The following is a 20,437-nucleotide window of genomic DNA, read 5'->3' as shown; positions in this document are numbered from 1 at the left end:
TGGCGTGGTCGGCGTGGGCGCGTTCGAGTTGGGCGCGTAGTTCCTCGAGGGCTTGTTGGGCGGCCGCGCGTTCCTCGGCGCGTTCGGTGGCGCGTTGTTGGGCGCGTGCTTCTGCGGCGCGGGTGCGTTCGCGTGCTGCGGCCAATTCGCTGGCGTGGTCGGCGTGTGCTTGTTCGAGGTCAGTGCGCAACTGCTGCAAGACCTGCTGTTCGGCCAGCCGTTGATCGGCGCGCTCTGCGTCTTTGCGCGCGGCCTCAGCCTGGATTGCGCGCACACGTTGGCGCGAGTCCTCAGCCACACGCGCGGACTGCTCGGCCTCGTCTCGGGCCATCTGCGCGGCCGCGTCAGCGTCCTGCTTGTCTTGCTCAGCTTGGCGGGCCTGGCGCTCGGCCGCGACGCGCAGCTGGTCTGCTTGGACGAGCCGCATCAGTGGGGACAGGCGCTTTGGGCCGGAGCCCACTCGGTTGCGGTGGTCGACGAGCTCACGTTCACTCATCGCCGCGACCCTGGCGACCTCTGCAGACGCGGGTATCCCGAGCTGGTCAGCGGCGGCCACCGCAGCCATCGCAGCACGCTTCGTTAATGCGGCCCACTCGCCGATATCGAGGTCCTCGATGTGCTGCTGCAACGTGGTCATCGGCGTCGCCTCCTGCCGCCGGTGGGGACCTGTTGGCGTGCAGTGCCGGGCTGGTCAGCGACGGGGTGATCCTGCTCCGAGACGGGTGGTTCATCAGCGTCAGCGCCGACCGCGGGTGTCGCAGCCGGGGCACCGGCTGCTGCGGGTGACGCTGCCTCGTCGGTTGCTGCCAGTGCGCTGCCCTGTTGGGCCAGCACCCGCGAGAACTGCTTGAGCTGTACCGCCGCGGCCGCCGCCAAGGTGGCGTCGTCGAGCTGGCGCGCCTCCTCGAGCAGGCCCTGCAGAACCGTCAGCGCCAGCTCCGGCCCGAACCCCACTGTGGCATCCGCGGCGGCGGCCGGTTCCATGCTGCCTTTGTCCACCACCCACGCCAGGCGTTCGCGGCACTCCTTAACCGCCGCTGCGTGCCGCTCGTCGTCGCGGAGTTCCTTGTGGTGACGTTCCCGTTGTTCGGTTCGCAGGCGGAACCTTTTGCCGGCCTGGAGCAGCGCCACCACCGCGATCAGGGCCACGATGAGGGCGGCCAATACTGCTGCCGCACCGCCGAAGCCACCCGAGACCAGGAAGTCGCGCGCCGGCGGCAGCGCCGGCATCCGCTCAGGCAGCCCGACCCCATCGGCGATGAAATTCTCTGGCGTACTCGACATGACCTAACCCTCGCTTACTCGTTGGACACGGGAACAAGGCGTGTGCTCAGCCACTGACGGCCATGCGCGGTAGTGATGTAGAACAGATCCGGGTGCCGGCCGTCCTGGGTAATGACGATCGTCGTCGCCGGGGCCTGAGCAGACTGCGGTCGGCGCAGTGTCACCGTGATCGCACCGATGGGCGCATCGCTGCTGGCGTCGCTGACGACAATCGCCTCAGGTGGTGGTGTGGTAGGTCGTATCGAGAATTGTTGCGGTGCAGCGTGATTGGCCAGGGCAGTCCACTGGCGAGGATCGGAGGTGTAGAGGGCAACCGGCTGGCCTGACAACGCCAGGCGGGCGATGATGCCGATGTGGAACTGTCGGGTGCCGGTCACCGTGATCCGCACCGGCTCCGGCGAGGCCAGCCCCAGATATACCGGCTGGCGTGCGCGGTTGTAGCCGATTGGAACACCGATCGCCGCCGTCGGCCACCGCAGCGCCGCCAGCGTTGAGGGCACCACCTCGGTCGCGGGCAACTCGACGTCGGCGCCCGCCTCGATGCCGGTGGCTGCCAGCGCCGGCCCGATGTGTCGATGCAATCCGTGAAATCCCGCCAGGCCGGGCAGCTGCCGGGGCGGCCGGGTGGCCGTCAGCGTGCCGACCACGGCCTCGGCGGTTGCTGGTTGGCGGCCGCGTGAACGTATGGTGAGCGCCACCCACGTCGCCCTGGTGTGCAAGGTGGTAAGGGTTTCCAGGACGTCAGGCAGCGCTGAGGGATCCACGGCGTACACGGCGCGGAAGCCATCGGAATACTCTGTGCCAGTCCATGTTTCCCTGCGCACAGTTGCCGACGGCGGTACGAACCGAGGAAGTTCTTCCTCGTCGCTGAGGGTGGCCAGCCATCCCCGTTCCCGCAGTTCGGCGCTGAGCCGGCGCGCCACGGTGTCGGCTAGGGCCGCGCGATGCGGTTGTGACCGCGAGGTGTCGTCGTCGGAGTTAACGCCGGCAGGACTTCCCAGGGTGGTGCGGCGGGCGGTCAAGGCTCCCACGTTGTTTTCGGCGCGCAATGTGTAGGTCAGCCACGTGTCGCGGTGCTGGCTGTTGGGACCGCTGAGCAGCGGCGCTGAATCACTGCGCAATCCGCTGGCCGGTGGGGTGCGGGTCACCGAGCAGACGGTCAGCGCGTCGGCGCGCACTCCGTAGCGATCGAGCCAAGCGGTGATGAACTCCCAAGGAAGCTGGTCGCTGTGGTCACCGGGGGCGGTCACTGCGTGCGGATGGGGGCGCAGGTGAATGACGATACGGGCCTGCAGCGTGGCCTCCCGCGTCGTCGACGGTCGCTGCACCGGGGGTGCGCTGCGCTGCCGGTGACCGCTGCGTTGTGCGCGTTGACGGCGGTTATGCCACGCCATCGGAGTCCAGCGGGCCACCGTCGTCGACACGTGCTGGCCGTGCCAGGACCCGACAAATGCGGCGATCGCCGCGGCGGCCGCGGCGTAGTGCCACCACTGGGGTGTTCGTCCTGGCGGCAGCAGGGTGGCCCACCCGAGCAGCAGCAGCGAGGCCAGTGTTGTTAGGCGCCGCCAGCTGGGCCAGGCTGGGGAGAAACGGGATGATTCGCGGTTAGCGGTTGGTGCGACCACGGCGCATTCCAATCACGGTGACAGCGATGACGGCGGCGGCGATCGCCGCGAGGCCCGCACCGAAGGCGATCAGGCGGGGCAGCCGATTGTCCGGTGCTGGTGGTGCTGGCGGGGCGACCCGCACGATCGGCATTTGCGCCGGCAGGGCATCGCCTTGAGGGATGTCCCAGGTGAGCGCGGCTACCGGGTCGATGACCCCGGCACCGACGAGGTTGGATGGTGCACGAGCGGCGTTGTGCGCCGAGGAGACCAGGCGGTTGACCACCTGACGAGAGGTCAGGTTGGGGAATTTGGAGCGGACCAGGGCTGCGGCGCCGGAGACGTAGGCTGCCGCGAAACTGGTCCCGTTGATGGCGACCAACGGCTCTTTGTTGGATGGCAGACCGTTGATGATGCCCGAGTTAGGGCCGTTGCCGAGTGAGACGACCTGTTCACCGGGAGCAGCGACGCCCACCCATGGGCCAGCCATGGTGAAGTTCGATGGCTGGCCTTCAGGGGTCAGGGAAGCCACCGACAAGACGTAAGGCTGCCAAAACGATGGCGTGGAGACGGTGGTGGCGCCGGCCCAGTTTCGGGGATCATCGGGACGATTGGGATCGGTGAGCGGGTTGCTGGTGCAGCTACTCTCACCAGTGTTGCCCGCTGCGGCCACCACGACGATGTCTTTGTCGATCGCGGCATAGCGCACGGCCGCGCCCAGCGCCGCTTGGTCGACCTGCTTGTAGACGGGGAAGCAATCGATCAGTGAAAGATTGATGACTCGCACGCCGGGGATGTCGGCGGCGTGGCGGACCGCCCGAGCCAGCGTCGCGACGTCCCCGGCGGTCTTTGCTTGCTGGGCGTCTTGTCCCGACGGTGTCTTGGGTGCCCACTGCGCCGAGGTTTGGCGGATGGAGACGATCGCGGCCTCAGGTGCCACGCCGGCAAATCCGTCAGGGCCTTGCTGGGCTGCGATCAGCCCGGCGACCGCGGTGCCGTGGCCATCGCAGTCGAACAAACCCCCGGCGGGTGGATCGATATAGTCCCCGCCCGGTGTGAGGTTAGGCAGGCGCGGCTGTGGTGTGACACCGGAATCGATCACGGCCACCACCACTCCCCTGCCGCGTGAGGTTTTCCACGCCTCGGGCAGATTGAGCATGGCCTGGCTAGGGGGCACAGCGGCCGGATCGAACCCAGGCATTGCGCCGTAGACCTGGCATTGCCCGTTCTGGCGCATTTCTTGGCCTGGAGCGGGCGGACCATCAGGGGGCAGCGCAGCTGGGTCGACGACGGGATATGCCAGCGCGGAGGCCTCAGGCACGGGGCTGCACAACACCAGCAGTGCGATGGTCGCGGCGAGTGAGGCCAGTCGGCGGATCATCACAGTATCCCTCGGTTGCGGATGAGGCTGATCAGACCGATGAGCCACAACATGGCCGGGGGGATGGTGATCAGCAGGGCGTTTTCGAACAGGTCCAACCAGCGGCGCTGCGGGATGGAAAGCTCGCGCGGTTTGATGGCTGCAGCGCCGAGCAGCGCGAGCGTCAACGCCACCACGGCGGCGGCCGCGTACAGGCCAGAGACGAGGTGGCCGGCGGCGGTGAACGACACCGTCAACGCGATCGCGGTCAGAAAAGGGGTCGCCAGAAACCACAGTGCCGGGATCGCTGAATCCCAGATCCGCATACGCAGCACGGTGACGGTGGTGGTGACCACCACCAGCCACCACGCCAACAGCGGCGGCGCGTCAGGCAACCACACCACCAACACCGAGCCGATCACCGACAGGATCACCGAGGCCGCGATCAGGCCGCTCTGGTAGGAGTTGCACGTCGCCGTCTTACGGGGCAGATCTTCCAGTTCGGCCAGCGAGGACGCCGCGGGTGTGGGCTCGCCTGGTGCCGGCACATTCGGGAGCGGGAAGCGCGCCCACATCGCTGACACCGTCGGGGCGTTGCTGGCCAACAGCAAGGACACCGCCAGCACTCCGCACCCCAAAGATAAGTACGGCAAGTGCCACAGGATGCGGGCGCCGGCAGCGGCCGCGATGGTGGCCGTCGCGGCGACGACCGCGGTGTGGGTGGCCACCCAACTATTGGTGACGGCCAGCAGTAGCAGCGACCAGGCGACTAGGAAAGCCGCTGCGAGGAAGACCCGCGGCGCCGCGGCATCCCCAGGCACTACTGCGGCGCCGGCTAGCGCCAGCGGCGCAGTGGCCGCTAGACCCAGGCGTCCGGCGGTGGCTTGCAGGCCGCGCCGGTACAGCCAGAATGTGGCGGCGATGAAGACGACGGCGAGCGCACCCAGTGCTGCGGCCGACCACACGCGGTAGCCGCGGTGCCAGCCATAGATTGCCAGGCCGCACGTTAAGGTCGCCGCGGTGACCACCACCGCTTGGGCTGCGGTGCGCAACATGGCGTGCTCGAAGGGTTTGAACTGGCTGGCCGAGTGGAGCGCCGAGGCGTCAGCGATGTCTTCGACCACCGGTGGCGCCGTTGGGCCAGGCGGCAGCTTGCACAAGATGAGCTGTTCACCGTCGTCGATGTTCAGCGTGGCCAGGGTGGCGTCCAAACTGAACGGTGTTCCCCCGAGTGGGGCCAGCGAGTAAGGGCGCAACCCGTCGTCGTTGACGGCATCGGCTGGCACGTCGTCATCATCGCGACCCGTGGCCAGTGTTGCGCGGATTCGCGGAATCAGTTCCCGGATGGCCAGTGTGGTCGGCAGGGCCAAGTCCACCGCGGCGTCTTCACCGATGATGGCGACGCGGACTTGGCCGGTAGCTGCGGCCGGATCCATCGGTCAGAAACCCCCAGTTTCAGTCGTGCGGTGCTGATGCGGCCCCCGGGCGGGATAGTGCTGAGCGATCGCGCCGGCCAACGCCATTAGTGCCTTTCGGGCTCGTGATTTGAGTTCAACGAAGGTGACATCGCGTCCCTCGGCGAGGTGGACATCGTAGGGGATCCTGACCACGCTCACACCCGGGATCTTGGCGGTGAACTCCTGTTCGGCGTCATCGAGGTCCACCAGAGGCTTGTTCTTGAACGTCGAGTTCAAAGCGATCACCGTGCGGGGCAACAGGCGCGCGAAACCATGCGCCTGCAGCCACTGGATGGTGGTCCACGCGCCGTTGAGGCCGTCCGGGGCTTGAGAGGCCACCACGACCAGACTGTCGACGTGATTGGCGATGGTGGAGAACAGCGGTGAGGTGATCGCCGTGCCGCAATCGAGCAGGATGACGTTGTAGTGCTTCTTCAGGGTCTTCATCGTCGCTTCGAAGTCTTGCGTGTTCAACGTGTAGGAGGAGCGTGGATTGTTCTGGGCGCCTAGCATTTCGAGGCGGTCTTTGTTCTGCACGGTGAAGGTTGCGACTGTTGGATAACTGCTGGCGTCCTGCAGCGACGACAACGCCTCGATGTTGGCGTCGGCGCCGCCTTTTTGCTCGAACCGCGACGAGAGGTTGCCTAGATCGGTGTCGACGTCCACGGCGATCACCCGATCCCCACGCTCGCGGGCGATCGCGCTGCCCGCGGCGACGGTCATGGTCGTCTTGCCCACGCCACCCTTGGCGCTGACAAACGCCACCACGTAGACGTCGAGCAGCGGTGCGGTGATACTGCGGATGAGCTTGTCGTGCTCTTCTTGCTTGGCGCTGGGCCCGGGCGTGATGAGCCCGAAGGTCATTTGCGACACCAGCTTTCGCCAGCCCTTGCCTACCGGTCGGCGTCGCGAGGTGACGAACTGTTGGCCTTCGTCAAGCGCGCTGTAGCCGCTGGGTGCGAACGCTCCCGGTGAGATTGGCTGGTCGCCGAACAGCGGCTGGTGCGGGTCAGCGGCCGGCGGCTGCGAGGGCGCGGTCGAAGGCCAGCCCGCCGGCTGGTGCTGCTCATGCGGCTGCGGCGTGTCACTGAAAAAGCCGTCGAGGCCTTGCTCGTGCTGCGGGGGCTGGCCGCGGTGCGCGGCGATTTGGTCGAGGGAGATCTCGGCGGTCTTGTCGCTGGATGCCTCGTCGCCAGGCTGCCAAGCGGGATCCGGCTGGCGCGGTTCGGTATTGGGGCGCGCCGGGTCAGGCAGCTTGAACGTTGGCGCCCCGTGCGGGGCCGCATGTTGTGGCCGTGACGGCGGCGGGGCTGGCGCGCGGGTCGGTGGAGGGGGCAGTGGCTGATGCGGCGCCTCGGCGCCGGGAGTAGACCCCTGCTGAGGGGGCGGTGCCGCCGGCCACCGCACGCGCTGGCCTGGCCCGGTGTCCGGTCCGTTGCTGGGCTGCCTGCCGTCCTCCTGGGGGGCGGCCCCAGAAGGATGGGGGTAGCGCTGGTCTGCGGTGGGCTGCTCGTGGTGGGGTGTGTCGTCTTGGGGGAAGGAATCAGAAGGTGTGCTCATCGCTTCGGTTTCTACTTTCGGGTTGGTAGAGGGTCAGATACTGAAGTTTTCGTCGGGGAACCACGATCCCGACGGGAGGCGCTCGGTCAGGTCGCGCACCGCCATGGCGATCGAAAACGGTTCAGCGGGAGCGAAAATGGACACCCCGCCGGCACGTGGCTGCCCAGGTGTGGGGCTGACGAGGATCTGCCCTACCTCAGTGCTGATGATGTTGACACTGACATCGGTGTGATGGTGAGCGCCGTTGGTGGCCTCATGGGCGGTCAGTTCGACGGTGATGCGATCGCCAGCACGGGCCACTTCCATGATCTCGGCTTCTCGTTCGGGGATGCCCAGCTCGATGAGGGCTTCCATCAAGTCAGCGCCACGGGCGACGCGGTCGTCGAGCGCTTTGCCGGTGTCCATCGGCAGTGAGAACTCCTCGAAGCGAGCCGGCGGCTGATCGGGGGGCAATCCCGCGGTGATGATCGGCACGATCGCTTCGCTGTGGGTCACCTGCAGCGGCGTGAGCGTCACCATCTGCGCGTAGCGCAGCGCGACCACGGCATCTGGCGGTGCGGTGCGCGCCAGCACCCCCCGCAAAATCTGTTCGGGGTCGATCATGGTGCGCCATTCCAGCCACTGGCGTGGCTGGCATACGGTCTTAACCGCCTGCGCGACAGATGGTTTGATGTCCCCGTCTGCGTCAATGACGCCGGCCTCAGCCAGCTCCGCAAGGCAGCGCTGGTTGAATGGTTCCCGCTCCCCTGGATCGACATAGGGGGCGGTGATTGCCAGCATCCACGGATAGGCACCCACGCGCAGGTGGTCGGCGAGAAACCAGGCCTGGTGCGCGTCGACCTCGACCGCGTCGTACCTAGTCGTCATCAGCACCGTCTCCATCGGTGGGTAGCTTGGCTTGCTCCAATTCGGTTAGCACAGGTTCCAGGGCGCGTTCGACGATGAACGACATCGATGTCGTCCAGCGTTTCTCTTGAGCCCGAAGGCGTTTGAGGGTCCGCCGGTTGATTCGGATCGTGGTCGGGACCTTGTCGTCCTGGGCGAGAACGCGGGCACTCAACTCCCGTACCAGGTCTGATTCAGCCATTGGCTACCCCTTTCGCAGTGGGTCTTTTGCCCGCGCGCTCGCAGTAGAGCACATAAAGCGGACACGGCAAATAGATTGCCTATCCCATTCGCCAATCATGCCCTCGCGCAGTCATCGCAAAATGTCGCACCCCGCAGAATGTGGGAAGCGAAGCAGGCATCGCGACAGCCGCGCTCAGGAAGGCATAAGGCGCGATGCGCAGATGCCGGTATGCAGTCCGCGAGTATGCGCGATGCGCATCGCCAGGTATGCGCAAGGTATGCGCAGATGTGCGTTTTTCTGAAGGCGGGCGGGCGCGCGGTCCACGTCTCGCCAGTGTCGCGAGGAGCTGTCATGATAGGGACCACGCGAGTGGACCCTTCAGAGTCTTCCAAGTCTCTATCGCGTGCCTATCCAATCCCCCGCTCCCCTAATCGTCACGTGACACGAAGGATCTGTTTGCGGTGGTCTCGAGGATTGGGTGATGCAGGCTGCATCACTGCGGATCCCTTGGCGGCCAAGAGCGCGTTGGCACCAAATGGCTTGCCGGCCGCCGCATGACTTATTACTCTAATACCGGTATTTAGAAAGGAGTGCTCGTGGACCAGACGACAGCCCGCCCCGCCCGCCGAGCCAAGCCAGCCGGACGTAAAACCGCCAATCGATTCGCGATGCTGGCCGGCGGAGACACCGCACCAAGCACAGACCCCTCCCCCGCTACCGACTCCGCGGCCTCGGAGGAAGGCACCGGCCTTATCGCGGGCATGTCAGCCATAGTCGCTAACGAAGCGCACCGGGTGGTCCAGATCCACGTAGCCGAGGTCGCGCCGCACCCGTTCAACGACCCCCGGCGATCACAGCCGCAGCCCGGCGACCCCAAATGGGAAGAACTCCTCAACGGCGTACGTGCCAGCGGCGTACGGCTGCCCGTGCTGGTGGTTACCCGCGAGGCGTTCCTGGCGGCGCGGCCATCGGCCGCCGACATCGCAACCGATACGCGCTACGTACTGGTCTACGGTCACCGCCGGCGCGTCGCGGCGATCGAAGCCGGCCGAGACACCATCCCGGCCGTCGTCGACGACGCCATCATGGACGACGACGGCGATCTGGACGCGATGGCTACCGAAAACCTTGGCCGCCAAGACCTCTCCGACCTTGCCGAGGGCGAGTTGTATGCGCGCTACTCAGAGATCGGACTGTCCCAACGCGCGATTGCCGAGCGGCTGGGCGTCGATCAAGCCACCGTGTCCCGCAAACTCGCACTCAAGCTGCTGGCTCCCGAAATCCGCGATGCTGTCGACGACGGCCGGCTGCCCAGCGCTGAAGCAGCGGCCTTGGCGGGCAAGCTGCCCTACGGTCCGCTTCGGCGCTGGCAGAAGACCAAGGACCCCGATCAGCTCAGCGACCTGCGCCACAGGGAGCAAATGCAGGCCCTGCATCTGATCCTCACCCGTGGGATGATCGCCACCCGCGCCGCCGAGCGGGTCATCGCCGAGCGCACTGCCCGCGCCAAGGCCGACGAGTTAGGGATCCCCCTCGTCGAGGACCCTCGCGCCGAACTAGGCGAGAACTACCATCTCCACCGCGTCGCCGACTACGAGCCTGGTGCCGAGGTCATCGGCGCCATCAACCCCGCCTCAGGCGCCGTAGATCTCTACGCACGGCACCTCGCCGGTGAAGGGTTGACGTCGACGACGTCGCGCTTCGGAAACGCGGCCGCCGCGGACCCGGCCGATCAGCCGGGCGCTCCTGAAGTCCTCGACCCGCCAACCGAATCGGATGCACTTCCTCCCCGAGAAGAAACAAACCAGGATCCAGACCAACGTGACGAACCGTCTCCGGAAGCCGCCCAGCGACAGGCAGACGCCCAGTCCGCGGCCCAGGCCCAACGCGCAAGGCGGGAATTCTGCGCGGCACTGATCTATCAGCAGCCATCCAACGCCGAGCTCCTCAAGATTCTGGTGGCTCAATACCTGTCCGGCGTGGCCGCGCGCAGCGCAACATCAGCGGTAAGCGCGCTGCTACGGGACTGGGACGCCACCGCTGACGGCCCAGCGGAAAAGGCGCGAAACGCCCGGGCCTGGCACCGGGCGGTGGCCGCAGCTGAACTCCACACCGCGGAACTCAAAGACAAGGCCTGGGACGACGCCGCCGCCGCCCACGTCAACCTGCTCATCAACCGAGCCGGCTACCAACCGACCCCATGGGAACGCCGCCAGCTCGAGGCCGCCGGCGCCTAAGCCAACCCCCGCATCGACCGTCACAACCGCCTCGGGTGATGCATGCTGCATCACCCGCCCCACGCCCAAAGGAGATTATCGATGTCCACTTATACCGTCGCCAACATGTCCGGCAGCGTCGGGAAAACGACGACCGTCGTGACCACTGCCATCCAGCTCGCAGGCTCTGGCCTGCGGGTGCGCGTCATCGATCTCGACCCCCAAGCAAACGCCAGCACCTGGCTGGGCTACCCCGACATCAGCGGCGTGACCATCGCCGACGTACTGCGCCAGCAAGCCACAATCGACGACATCGAACGGCCCGCTCGCATCATCCAGGGTTTCACCGATGCCGGCGAACCCGAATACGCCACCGACGAGGCCACCGAAATGCACATCGGCAACCTGACGGTCGTGCCCGCCGCCCGCTCGACTCTGGACAAACTGATGGTCGAACTACCGGCCGTGACCGGAGGCGTACTACGCCTGCGGGATGCCCTCGAAGCCGCTACTGCCGTTGACGTCACCCTCATCGACTCCCCCGGCTCCAACAGCGCACTAGTCACCACGGCACTGATCGCGTCCTCGGTCGACGAGGACGGCCCTTCCGGCGGCTGGGGACTGATTACCTGCACCAAACCAGCAGGCAAGGAATCAGAAGGCATCCAGGCACTGCTGCAAGAACTCGCGATCATCAAAAAGACCTTCAGGATTGACATCCCGCTCCTGGCGATCGTGCCGTGCGCCGTGCCAGGCACCGGCGGCGTGTACCGCGAACAGATGGAGTACTTACAGGAAGGTTTCGGTGACAAGGTCACACCGGCGGTCCGACGCAGCTCGATCGTGGATGAGGCCTACACCAACTACCTTCCTGTCCCGTTGTACGGATACCGAGCCAAAGACGTCAGCAAAGACTACGAGAACGTCATTGACCACATGAAGCGCCAAGGAATGTTCCGCCCAGCAGCCATCAAAGCCTAGCTCCGTGGACAACCCCACCAAACCCAGCGACCTCAGCAAGCTCAACATCCCCACCGAGCTACACCAGAGGGCCCGCGCGGCGGTGCGCATCGTCGAGCGCGTCACAGGCCGGCGCTACACCATCGCCCAATTCACCCGGGAGGCCTTCGTCGCCCAGCTGCGCGTCATCGAGCACGACTACAACGACGGCCGCGAGATCCTCCCCGACCCACAACCCCTCGAACCGGGTCGCCGCTAAGGCGCGCTGACAGGCCCGCCGTCCCGCCACGAGCGGTCGGATCATGCAGCGAACGCCGCGCGCGATGCGACACCGGCGTCACGTTGCTAGCCTGACTGTCCGCTGCTACCGCATTCAAGAACCCGGGCTGATCTCGCGCTACGTAATGAGAATCCCAAGCCGCGACTCTGCGCTCTGCGCCGCATCGGAAACGAGGGACGGTGAAGGTCCTCCCGCCTGCGACCAGCTCGCCTCCTGCCGCACCCCAGATAGGCCATGTGAACTGCGATATCCGGGCGATCACCGGACAACAAGACGTGCGAATCGCGGGTATTACACCGGATAACACGCGGGCCATCAACGGGTGACTGCCCGCCCTATGTACGAGTCTGTGTACGTGGTACCGACGCCCGTGGTGCCGGGTCTAGCGCCGCATCGTTATCGGCTGACTGACGCGTTGCCACACGCACGGACAACGCACGTATACCCGTGCGGCGCAACGTCCAACGCCTCAGCCGACTACCCGTACGGCCAACCGAGGTGATCACTCGTGTGTACACACGGCGGTCGCAACGCTCTAGCGACCGCCCGTGCGCCCACAACATGCCCCGGACGCGCAGACGTCCGAATTGACGGCAGCAGAGTGCCGCGACCACACGGTCCGGTCGCCGCCCGTGCCCACGGGCGAAGGATCGTCGGTCTCAACGTCCAAATAGTGGGCTAGGTAACGGTTCGACTTCACGTCCGTGCGCCTACATGACATCTCGCGGGTAGGTACGTACGTTGCGACGCATGACAATGACTGGGCCCGATGCGCGGGCCATCCTCGTAGCGAATCAGAAAGGCGGAGTTGGAAAGTCAACGACCGTCGCCGCAGTGGCGGAAATGATCGCCGCCGCGGGAAAACGGGGCCGTCGCGTGCTCGTGGTCGACGGCGACCCACAGGCCAACGTCACCGTCGAAGATCTCGGCGTCGACGGAGACCGCGGCCAATCGCTGGCCCAGACCCTGCAATTCGGTGCGCCCCTTGTCCCGGTGCGCAACGTACGGGCCAACCTCGACGTAGTCGCCGGCGGTCCACAACTTGCCGTCGTCGGCGCCGGCGCCCACCTGATGGCCGAGAATGGCATTGACATGGCCGCCAACCTGGAAAACCAGCTCGCCAAACTATGCGAAGACGAGGGCTATGACCTGGTCCTCATTGATTCAGGTCCAGGTGACGTACCGCTACTCGACACCTATCTCACCGTCGCCAACTACCTGTTGATCCCCACCCGCGACGACCAAGCCAGCCTGGGCGGCGTCGAACGGTTGGCGCGACGCTTCTGGCGAGCACGCAAACTCGGTGCCTCCATCCAACTTCTCGGTGTGTTGCTGTTCGACGTCAACCCGCGAGCGAAAAAGCGCAACCAAGACGTGTTCGATCAAGTCAGCGAAATGCTCGAGGGCAGCGGGACAACGCCGTTCGACATCACGATCCGCTCCGCACCCGCGGCCGCCGTCGACATGCGAACGCTACACAAAACCGCCGGCGAACTCGTTGCGCTGGCCCACGACGACCGCCGAGCTCGACTGTCGAAGCTGCGCGACAACCAAAGCCCCGAGCGCGCCATGTGGACAAGTGACCCCACCGGCCTTGCCGCCGACTACCAAGAGCTCGTCCGCCAAATCGTCACACGACTCGGCCGATACGAATCAGTGACGGCGGGGGAGCGCGTCGGATGAGCCCTTCACGCACCCGCGGCAAGCCGCTGTTTGACCCCGAGGCGCTAGACCACGACCTTGACGAGATGTGGCCGGTGCGCAAACCCGGATCCGCCACGCCAACTCCACCGCCGGTTGCGCCACAACCGGCAGAAATTCCTGTCAACGCGAGACCAGCCCACTCTGACGCGCCACCAGCAAGCACCCCCGCCGTCGAACCAGCCCGCGCGAACGCGCCAACACCGACCATCCCGGAACAGTCCACGCCGCCGAGCCCGATAACCACTGGACGACCGACAGGGAGAACCCGTCCACCCGAGGTCTTGCTGTCGGCGGAGGTCTACGACGAGCTCTACCGAACTCAGATCGCCGAGAAAAAAGTCCGCCGCGGACTCGCCCGCACGATGGGTGCCATCGTTTTAGACGCCATCGAAACCCACGCGGCGAAACTGGCGACAACTTGGACCAACCAGCGATACGCCGTAGGGGAGGGCCAGCTTTTCGAACGCCCTTCATCGCACGCCGTCCCGCGGCGGCGGCGCCACGCAACCGCTCCACGCACCGTCGTTTTGTCAGGAGTGACAGCCGCAAACGGGCAGCGGCTCGACAACCTAGTCGAAGCGTGGGCCGCCGGCACACGAAGCGCACTCGTGGAGCAAGCACTCAGATACGAGTTCGGTTTAATCCCGGACTGATTCAGGCGAATTCTCCTGGCTGCGTTTATCTCTAAGGCGCTTCGAAGTGTCTAAGCCAGTAACCCATCTACCTCCGACGACGACGAATTATCGTGGGGGGACAGCCGAATCTCTAGATTCGAGACGTGGGCGGTCAGATCGCCTTGTGACCGGGTGGGGTGGCGTCCTCATCGACGCGCACGCGTCGGGCACGGGCCCGCAGATCGGGGTGATTTAGGAAACCGTCCAATAGCGCAACCGGTCCACCAACACAGGTCCAATCGTCGTCGCACATCGTGGACACAAGCCAGGACCGATCCACCGGGAAGATCAGGTCCGGTAGGCGAGTCGACCTCGACGACCCGGAGTTACCAGAGCGCCAGCCGGCGGCCTGCTCTGGTCCGGCCTGCACCAGTACATACGGCCAGTTCGCATATAAGGTCACCCTCGGTGCGTCGGGGAAAACGACGTCAGCGCAGCCGGTGTCAAGGTAACCAATCCACCACTGCTGATCCGGCGACCGCCTCCGCAGCAAGGCGACCACAGCCCGATCGTGCCCCGGCAGTTCCTCGTCGGTGTCGGGCAATACGACGGTGCCATAGTCATCAGATATGGGTGGGATCGCCGAAGTGATCCTGACGCCGATCGACGTGGCCGCGTCAATCCACGCGACATCTGCAGCCGTGCCGACCAGCCAGCTCCGACCGTCTCGGAAGACCCGATTCACCGCAGGGACCAACGCCGACGGCGTGCACGCATCAAATCATTATCGACGCAGTGGTGAAGGTTTCGAGTCGCCCCGAGACAAGACCTGATTCCAGCGTCAACGATCCGGGCGCACCTTCAGACGAGTTCGGCGCAAGGGGTGACCAGCCAGTCGTTCCTCGCGCCGAACCTGAAGGGATGAAGCGTTATCCGGACAGGTTGATGGTGCGGCACGGAGCGCCTTGCACGCACGCGATTCCTCCGCCTGGCCCCGCTTTAGCCCACGGGCCGTCGGGGATACCGGCCCACACCTGGCCATCGGAGCGCGCCAGGGCCCCTGGGCCGCCTGGAATCTCGGCACCGGCTCCCTGCGGGCCCGCCGACGGCGTGCAGGGCGTGCCGTCGGGGTTGTAGCAGCCAGGAGCCGGAGGGGCCGGCGGCGGTGGTGCCGGATCGGCGAAAGCGGGGGGTGTAACTGCGATTCCTGCGGCAGCGACACCGGCGAACAGAACTGGTGTGAGCTTCGAAAGTTTCGCGTTCATACCGACCGGTCTACCCGCGCGGACGAAATAATTAACCCGGCTAACTATGTCTTGTGCGTCACAGGGGTCAAGCAACTGTTAGCCGAACTGTATTGCCCCACCGCGACACTGCGACGATTCGTCGTTTCCCGGTTACGAGGGGAACGAGACCGTTGAGTGGGTGATGTCGCTCGGAGCGCCGATAGTAGAGCAGTGCAACGAGAGGATTCGCATTTGGCCGGCGGACAGTCCGCTGTGCCCGCGTCAGGTAAGCACTGGGCGAACAACTCAGACGGCAAACCCCGGCAGCCTGGTTTCGATGCCGGTGTGCGCACGCCCGCGGCGCACTGATGCGGCGCACCGAGGAGCAACCCAACATGGTCCCCACCATCATCACGTTCAGCACCTCCCGAGGGGTCGTCTCGTGGAGTGCGCTCGAGCGGCGCTCATCGGGGCCGCCCGGGGGGATCGCCGGCGGCCTACTTGGTGGTGAACCCGCCCTGGTCGCTATCGTGCGGGAGGTCCTTGCCGGCAGCTTGCCGAGAAGTGTGCGCGTGGCAGAACCCAACCTCGATTACATGTTCACCAGCCATCGCGATACTGCGGCCGACGTGGCCGCAGCGATGCTTGTGGCGGGCAATGGCAGAGGCCGGCTGTCCGACACAGGGTGGGCGGCCTTGGACGCCGCGATGGAAAGCGACACCAGTGCGGACAACTCCGATGGCCCGATCACTTACTGACGATGCTGAACTCAATGGGGGAGCGGTGCTGATGGGTCGAGTGCAGAGGAACGCCGGCGCGTTCTATGCACCGTTGGTTGCACTGGCGCGCCCGTCGAAATTGCTGAACCGGCACCGCGGACCCGGCGTCGGCCTGTACACCGTGGTCGAGCATTCGCGGCAGTGAAAACTGCGATGAATAGTCCCGCAGGAACACTGCTGGCTGCCCACCAGGACACGGCCGCCACCGCGCATCCCATGGCCGTTGGGACACTGCTGTGGAGGCGGGGCTTCCTCCCAGCCCCGGCGAGTCCGGCGCAGGCCACTCATCAGGTCATCATATGACCAATCCGCCGCCAGAAGCAGTACGTCAAGGGCTGCTGACCGTCCTGACCCAAGCAGCTGGGGCAATGAGTACAGCCGACCTACGGCGTTGTCTCTCAACAGGTTTAGGCGCTGATGTTATTCACGAGCGCATCTATCACCATCTGCAGATCCTAGAGAAGCGCGGCGAAATCATCCGGGCGGGCACAGTTGGTCGGCACACGATGTGGCGCCACCGCACGGGGTGAAGGCAAATGCTCAAGCACGGCTTCATGCCAGGGGCCCCAAGTGCTGCATCACAAGGGGAGCTTGTGGAGTGACACAACGATTGCTTGTAGGTGTCGCTGGTGGTCGATAGCATCGCACACGTGTTGACCGTAGCTGCTGAGCGCAGGCGTCCATGACTGCCACCGATCCGACTGTCGCGTTGATTCAGGCTGCTGCACAACGGGAATCAACCAGTTTTGCCTCGAAGATGGCTGATTCATCTTTGGCGGCCGCAGTGGACGTGTGGCTGCGGCGCGTAGCCCGGCGCAAAGTTACGCCCGCGCAGCGTGCACGGCTGGTCAAAGCTGTAGAGCGGGCCACCTCGGCCGAGACCAAGGCGGTGCAACTGACCCGCGCTGCGCTTTTGCGGGCCGCTGGCCTGGATGAGCGGCCGGCTGCGGCAGCGGCGATCGCGGCCGGCGCCACATACACCGAAGTCGGCGCGGTCCTCGGCATGACCCAGCAGGGGGCCAGCGCGCGCATCCGTCCCTACCTGGCCGCGCGTGCGTCCGAAGGCCGCTTATGACGGATGCAAGCACAGCGTCGCAAGTCGTTGAGCGTCACGTCGTGATTGTGACCGGCGCGGGTGCGTTCACGGTCAGCGGCGACGTACTTACCGGGCCGGTGGACTCCATCCACAAGCTCGCGAAATTGATCGAGTGGGCGCACGACAGCCGTGGCCTACTGCAGTCGCTGCCCGCGGGCGATGCCGATGTTGATCCCGCCCGGATATGGGTGGTTGGTGCGGGTTGTCGTCAATTGATTACCCCCGACCCCGACGTGGGGGATTCCGGACTGGTCGAGCAGCTTGGGCAGTCGTTGGCGCCGCTGGTAGGGCGCGGCTGGGAGCTGCGTCACGGTAAGGGTCACACGGTCGTGCTGGCTCGGGGAGTTGGTGCGCAACGTGTTTCGGTCGAGATCGTGGCCGAGCTGCATCCCTGGTTAGTCGGTGAGCGCGACGATTTGGTCGAGGACGCGGTCGAATTGGGGCGCCGCCTGCAGCGGTGGTCGTCCGTGCTGGGAGCACTGCCCGCAGGCAGCGCAGCGGCCTCGGCGGCGGCGATCAATGACCGCATCATGCGGGCCCGCGCCGGACGACGGGGGGCCATCGTGTCCAGACCTGGAGTGCTGCCGGCGCACGTGATGGCCGAGATCCGCATTCAGCCGCCGTGGTGCGCGCCCGCTTCAGAGGTCGAAGATGAGTTCGAGCACAGCGATCAGCTGGTGTGGCTGGCCCAGGAATGCCCACAGCTGGCGGCCGCGGGAACGTTAACGTTCGGATACGGCCAACCGCAGGTACTCGACGGCATAACTGCAGCTGCAGCCGGCGCCGCACAGAAGCGGCCGTTCGGATTGTGGCGCGTCACGCTCCCAGCGGCTGGTGACTTGCAGTTGCCCCAGATGCTGCCGCCGCCGCACCCACAGATGAGCCTGGATGCGCCAACCCCCGCCTGGGTGACCACCGAGGATCTCGACGGGCTGGCCAAAGACGTCCGGGACGGCGGCGCCGCGCTGCCCGCGACTGGACTCGGCATCGAGCAGGCGATCGTGTGGCCCCAACACAGTCGCCTGCTGGAAGCGTGGTCGACGCGGCTGCGCGAAGCCCGGGAAGAGTTCGCCAACGATGCGCCACTACGGGCGCTCGTCGAGTCGGCCGCCGCGGAGTATCTGCAGGCCCTGGCCAACCCCGAACCGTGGGCTGATCCAGCGTGGCGCCAGCACTTCCAGCCAGCGTGGGCCGCGGCGATCGCCGCGCGTGTCCGATTCCGCGGCCGCCGAGCAGCGATGCGGATCTCGCGCGAATACCGGCTGTGGCCGCTGTATGCGCGCGATGCCGCGATGATCTATGCGACTGGCCGCGACGAAGCGACTGGTGAGCCAATTGATCTGTCCGACACCCATTCCCGACTGGGACGCATGATGGTGACCCACCGGGCGCCGGTGACCGACGAGCTCATCCTTGACATCCTGACCGCGGAGAACACCGCCGAGGTCGCCGCTGCACTGAGCGCTGCGCTCGAGGGACCCGACCAACGAGCGCCTGTCGCCGTCGCGCCCGAAGCGGAAGCCAGCAATACACGGGCTGTGGGGAGCCCGGCATCGGAAACCCCTTCTGTGGATGCTGACCAGAGGGCCCTCGACGAAGCGGCGCCGGCATCCGAAGGATCAGAAGCCAACAACGATTCGGCGCCGGCGCCGGCGACCGCCGGGACCCAATCTGGCCGCGCCTCGAACAGAACCGTAGCTGGCGGCGCACCGGCCGCGGTCCTACACACCGACGGGCTCTGGCTCGCCGATGGCACCCGGATCGAACTCGCCACGCCGACCGTGCACGTCGGCCAGGCCGCCGAGCTCGCCTACACGCACCATCTCGGGTACCGCCTCACCGCGAAATACAGTGAGCCAGGCCAAATCTGGATCACCGAAGCGGCATGCCAGGAATTCGGAATCGACGTCGAGGCCATCAGTCGCCGAGATCGCGCCAAGTCGCTGCGCCAACTCACCGAAAACATCGACTTCGTCACCGGCGCTGTCAACGAAGGATGGAGCCTCGGCGGGTCGGGGGAGGACCCTAACGCTCACCGGCTGGGCACCTGGACCCGCGTCTATCGAGACGACAAACGCGGTGTGATGATCGCACTCATCCCCGGGATGGGCACCAGCACGGATGAGATGCCGATCCTGTCCGACGAACCGACCCCAGCTCAGATCGCCAAGCGGCTGCAGCTACTGGCCGACGCGTTGCGGTTCCCGTGGAAAATCAACGCCGGTGTCACCGCGGTGGACTTGATGTTGCAGACCAGAACCAAGACGTGGTCGCCACAGGAGTGGCGCGACGTCGTCTTCGCGCCGTCGACAACCGCTCCACCGTTCGGCATCGGAGATGTGGAATCGGATTTCAATTGGTCACGCCCTCCCACCAGCGAGGAACGCCAACGCCGCTACATCCACGCCTATGACCGCGGCGGCTCCTATGTGGCCGGCATCGCCGGTCTGGAATTGCCCATCGGCAACCCGGTCCACCACCCCGACGGGGCGCCATTTAACGCCAAGACACCGGGCTACTGGCTAGTCAATATCCCGGAAACCACCGACTGGCGGCTGCCCTATCTCCTCAACCCGAGAGGACTGCAGTTCACCGGCCCCAAGTGGGTGTGCACCCCGACGTTGGAGCGCGCTATCGAGGTCGGCTACCAACCACAAATCCTGGAAGCATGGCTCTGGGCGCGACACGGCCGAGTATTGCTCGGCTGGTACGAACGATTCCGCGACGCCAGTGCAATGCTGGACCTCGACGATCCCGACGCTCAAGCCGCGCGTGATCAAGCCAAAATCATCCGCACCCACGGGATCGGCATCATCGGCTCCGATGAGCACCTCAAAGGCAAACCCGCCTACAGCCCCGAACGCCGGCTGCACGTGATTGCCAAGGCCAAGGCCAACATCGTCTACCGGCTACACCAAATCGGTGAGAAGACGGGGCAGTGGCCCTTGGCGGTGGCCACCGACACGGTCCTCTACGCCTCCGATGATCCGGATCCAGTGACAGCCTGGCCCGGGGGACCAAAGTCGTTTGGCCGCGGCTTCGGGCAGTACAAGCCGGAAGGCTCCGGGCTGCTCGACGAGCACCTCGAGCACCTCAACGGACGTGACTACCGCGGCAAACAGGACTTGATCCCCGCCCGTGCCTGGCGCGCCAATCTGCTCACCGACTCTGAGGGCAGCCGCTGATGGCGCGCAGAGGCAGACGACGCAGCCGAATCAACGCCAGCGA

General features: G+C 65.8%; 16 protein-coding genes and 1 pseudogene. 8 read left to right on the top strand and 9 right to left on the bottom strand.

Annotated elements, in window-relative coordinates; all coding sequences use genetic code 11:
• The 8 genes and pseudogenes from K883_RS28035 to K883_RS27335 all read right to left on the bottom strand — a co-directional run.
• A pseudogene (locus tag K883_RS28035) lies at nucleotides 1–637 on the bottom strand (hypothetical protein); the annotation flags it as partial.
• Nucleotides 634–1,284, bottom strand: coding sequence for a hypothetical protein (locus tag K883_RS25630; protein WP_156035689.1), 651 nt, complete (start codon nucleotides 1,282–1,284; stop codon nucleotides 634–636). The pseudogene K883_RS28035 and the gene K883_RS25630, both read right to left, overlap by 4 nt.
• A 14-nt stretch (nucleotides 1,285–1,298) precedes the next feature.
• Nucleotides 1,299–2,909 (bottom strand): hypothetical protein, encoded by a 1,611-nt coding sequence (locus tag K883_RS25625; protein WP_255359002.1) that lies wholly within the window; start codon nucleotides 2,907–2,909, stop codon nucleotides 1,299–1,301.
• Nucleotides 2,890–4,269: a type VII secretion-associated serine protease mycosin gene (gene mycP / locus K883_RS25620; RefSeq protein WP_036456656.1), complete on the bottom strand. Its 1,380-nt coding sequence runs from the start codon at nucleotides 4,267–4,269 to the stop codon at nucleotides 2,890–2,892. Before mycP ends, K883_RS25625 begins: the two co-directional genes overlap by 20 nt.
• On the bottom strand, nucleotides 4,269–5,684 hold the full coding sequence (eccD, locus tag K883_RS25615) for a type VII secretion integral membrane protein EccD (protein WP_036456378.1): 1,416 nt from the start codon (nucleotides 5,682–5,684) through the stop codon (nucleotides 4,269–4,271). Before eccD ends, mycP begins: the two co-directional genes overlap by 1 nt.
• A 3-nt stretch (nucleotides 5,685–5,687) precedes the next feature.
• On the bottom strand, nucleotides 5,688–7,265 hold the full coding sequence (locus K883_RS28465; protein WP_036456375.1) for an AAA family ATPase: 1,578 nt from the start codon (nucleotides 7,263–7,265) through the stop codon (nucleotides 5,688–5,690).
• Between the two features lie 33 nt (nucleotides 7,266–7,298).
• The gene (locus K883_RS25605) at nucleotides 7,299–8,147 is read right to left on the bottom strand and encodes an ESX secretion-associated protein EspG (protein ID WP_255359000.1); all 849 of its coding nucleotides are present in this window, start codon (nucleotides 8,145–8,147) and stop codon (nucleotides 7,299–7,301) included.
• Nucleotides 8,122–8,352, bottom strand: coding sequence for a hypothetical protein (locus K883_RS27335; protein WP_065501424.1), 231 nt, complete (start codon nucleotides 8,350–8,352; stop codon nucleotides 8,122–8,124). The genes K883_RS25605 and K883_RS27335 overlap by 26 nt, the downstream gene beginning before the upstream one ends.
• Nucleotides 8,353–9,095: 743 nt before the next feature.
• Here K883_RS27335 and K883_RS25600 point away from each other — a divergent pair.
• The 4 genes from K883_RS25600 to K883_RS25585 all read left to right on the top strand — a co-directional run bounded on the left by K883_RS25600 (nucleotide 9,096) and on the right by K883_RS25585 (nucleotide 13,473).
• Complete coding sequence (locus tag K883_RS25600; protein WP_255358999.1) at nucleotides 9,096–10,571, top strand: ParB/RepB/Spo0J family partition protein; 1,476 nt, start codon at nucleotides 9,096–9,098, stop codon at nucleotides 10,569–10,571.
• Nucleotides 10,572–10,652: 81 nt separating this feature from the next.
• Nucleotides 10,653–11,531 carry a ParA family protein gene (locus K883_RS25595; protein WP_036456371.1) on the top strand — a complete coding sequence of 293 codons (879 nt, stop codon included), beginning with the start codon at nucleotides 10,653–10,655 and terminating at the stop codon, nucleotides 11,529–11,531.
• Nucleotides 11,532–11,535: 4 nt separating this feature from the next.
• On the top strand, nucleotides 11,536–11,769 hold the full coding sequence (locus tag K883_RS25590; protein ID WP_255358998.1) for a hypothetical protein: 234 nt from the start codon (nucleotides 11,536–11,538) through the stop codon (nucleotides 11,767–11,769).
• Between the two features lie 771 nt (nucleotides 11,770–12,540).
• Complete coding sequence (locus K883_RS25585) at nucleotides 12,541–13,473, top strand: ParA family protein (protein WP_036456369.1); 933 nt, start codon at nucleotides 12,541–12,543, stop codon at nucleotides 13,471–13,473.
• 807 nt (nucleotides 13,474–14,280) lie between these two features.
• Here the strand turns inward: K883_RS25585 and K883_RS28030 are convergent.
• Complete coding sequence (locus tag K883_RS28030) at nucleotides 14,281–14,853, bottom strand: hypothetical protein (RefSeq protein WP_179945137.1); 573 nt, start codon at nucleotides 14,851–14,853, stop codon at nucleotides 14,281–14,283.
• Nucleotides 14,854–15,729: 876 nt separating this feature from the next.
• On the opposite strand from K883_RS28030, the gene K883_RS25575 reads away from it, so the two are divergent.
• The 4 genes from K883_RS25575 (at nucleotide 15,730) to K883_RS25565 (ending at nucleotide 20,394) form a co-directional block, all read left to right on the top strand.
• Nucleotides 15,730–16,092 carry a hypothetical protein gene (locus K883_RS25575; RefSeq protein WP_036456645.1) on the top strand — a complete coding sequence of 121 codons (363 nt, stop codon included), beginning with the start codon at nucleotides 15,730–15,732 and terminating at the stop codon, nucleotides 16,090–16,092.
• A 31-nt stretch (nucleotides 16,093–16,123) separates the two neighbouring features.
• Complete coding sequence (locus K883_RS28460; RefSeq protein WP_255358997.1) at nucleotides 16,124–16,258, top strand: hypothetical protein; 135 nt, start codon at nucleotides 16,124–16,126, stop codon at nucleotides 16,256–16,258.
• Between the two features lie 537 nt (nucleotides 16,259–16,795).
• Complete coding sequence (locus K883_RS25570; RefSeq protein ID WP_036456366.1) at nucleotides 16,796–17,188, top strand: hypothetical protein; 393 nt, start codon at nucleotides 16,796–16,798, stop codon at nucleotides 17,186–17,188.
• A 41-nt stretch (nucleotides 17,189–17,229) separates the two neighbouring features.
• The gene (locus K883_RS25565) at nucleotides 17,230–20,394 is read left to right on the top strand and encodes a hypothetical protein (RefSeq protein ID WP_369798938.1); all 3,165 of its coding nucleotides are present in this window, start codon (nucleotides 17,230–17,232) and stop codon (nucleotides 20,392–20,394) included.
• Nucleotides 20,395–20,437 lie beyond the last annotated feature (43 nt).

Origin of the sequence: Mycobacterium sp. TKK-01-0059, from assembly GCF_000709305.1 — a bacterium.
GTDB lineage: Bacteria > Actinomycetota > Actinomycetes > Mycobacteriales > Mycobacteriaceae > Mycobacterium > Mycobacterium intracellulare.
The sequence above is the reverse complement of the archived record's forward strand: the minus strand, read 5'-3'. Positions and strand labels throughout refer to the sequence as shown.

What these genes read in the sequence shown, in the direction of transcription:
- eccD (WP_036456378.1), bottom strand. Translation starts at nt 5,684, where the DNA reads ATGGATCCGGCCGCAGCTACCGGCCAAGTCCGCGTCGCCATCATCGGT.
- K883_RS25600 (WP_255358999.1), top strand. Translation starts at nt 9,096, where the DNA reads ATGTCAGCCATAGTCGCTAACGAAGCGCACCGGGTGGTCCAGATCCAC.
- K883_RS25595 (WP_036456371.1), top strand. Translation starts at nt 10,653, where the DNA reads ATGTCCACTTATACCGTCGCCAACATGTCCGGCAGCGTCGGGAAAACG.
- K883_RS25630 (WP_156035689.1), bottom strand. Translation starts at nt 1,284, where the DNA reads ATGTCGAGTACGCCAGAGAATTTCATCGCCGATGGGGTCGGGCTGCCT.
- K883_RS25570 (WP_036456366.1), top strand. Translation starts at nt 16,796, where the DNA reads ATGACTGCCACCGATCCGACTGTCGCGTTGATTCAGGCTGCTGCACAA.
- mycP (WP_036456656.1), bottom strand. Translation starts at nt 4,269, where the DNA reads ATGATCCGCCGACTGGCCTCACTCGCCGCGACCATCGCACTGCTGGTG.
- K883_RS25585 (WP_036456369.1), top strand. Translation starts at nt 12,541, where the DNA reads ATGACAATGACTGGGCCCGATGCGCGGGCCATCCTCGTAGCGAATCAG.
- K883_RS25605 (WP_255359000.1), bottom strand. Translation starts at nt 8,147, where the DNA reads ATGGAGACGGTGCTGATGACGACTAGGTACGACGCGGTCGAGGTCGAC.
- K883_RS27335 (WP_065501424.1), bottom strand. Translation starts at nt 8,352, where the DNA reads ATGGCTGAATCAGACCTGGTACGGGAGTTGAGTGCCCGCGTTCTCGCC.
- K883_RS28460 (WP_255358997.1), top strand. Translation starts at nt 16,124, where the DNA reads ATGGGTCGAGTGCAGAGGAACGCCGGCGCGTTCTATGCACCGTTGGTT.
- K883_RS25575 (WP_036456645.1), top strand. Translation starts at nt 15,730, where the DNA reads ATGGTCCCCACCATCATCACGTTCAGCACCTCCCGAGGGGTCGTCTCG.
- K883_RS28465 (WP_036456375.1), bottom strand. Translation starts at nt 7,265, where the DNA reads ATGAGCACACCTTCTGATTCCTTCCCCCAAGACGACACACCCCACCAC.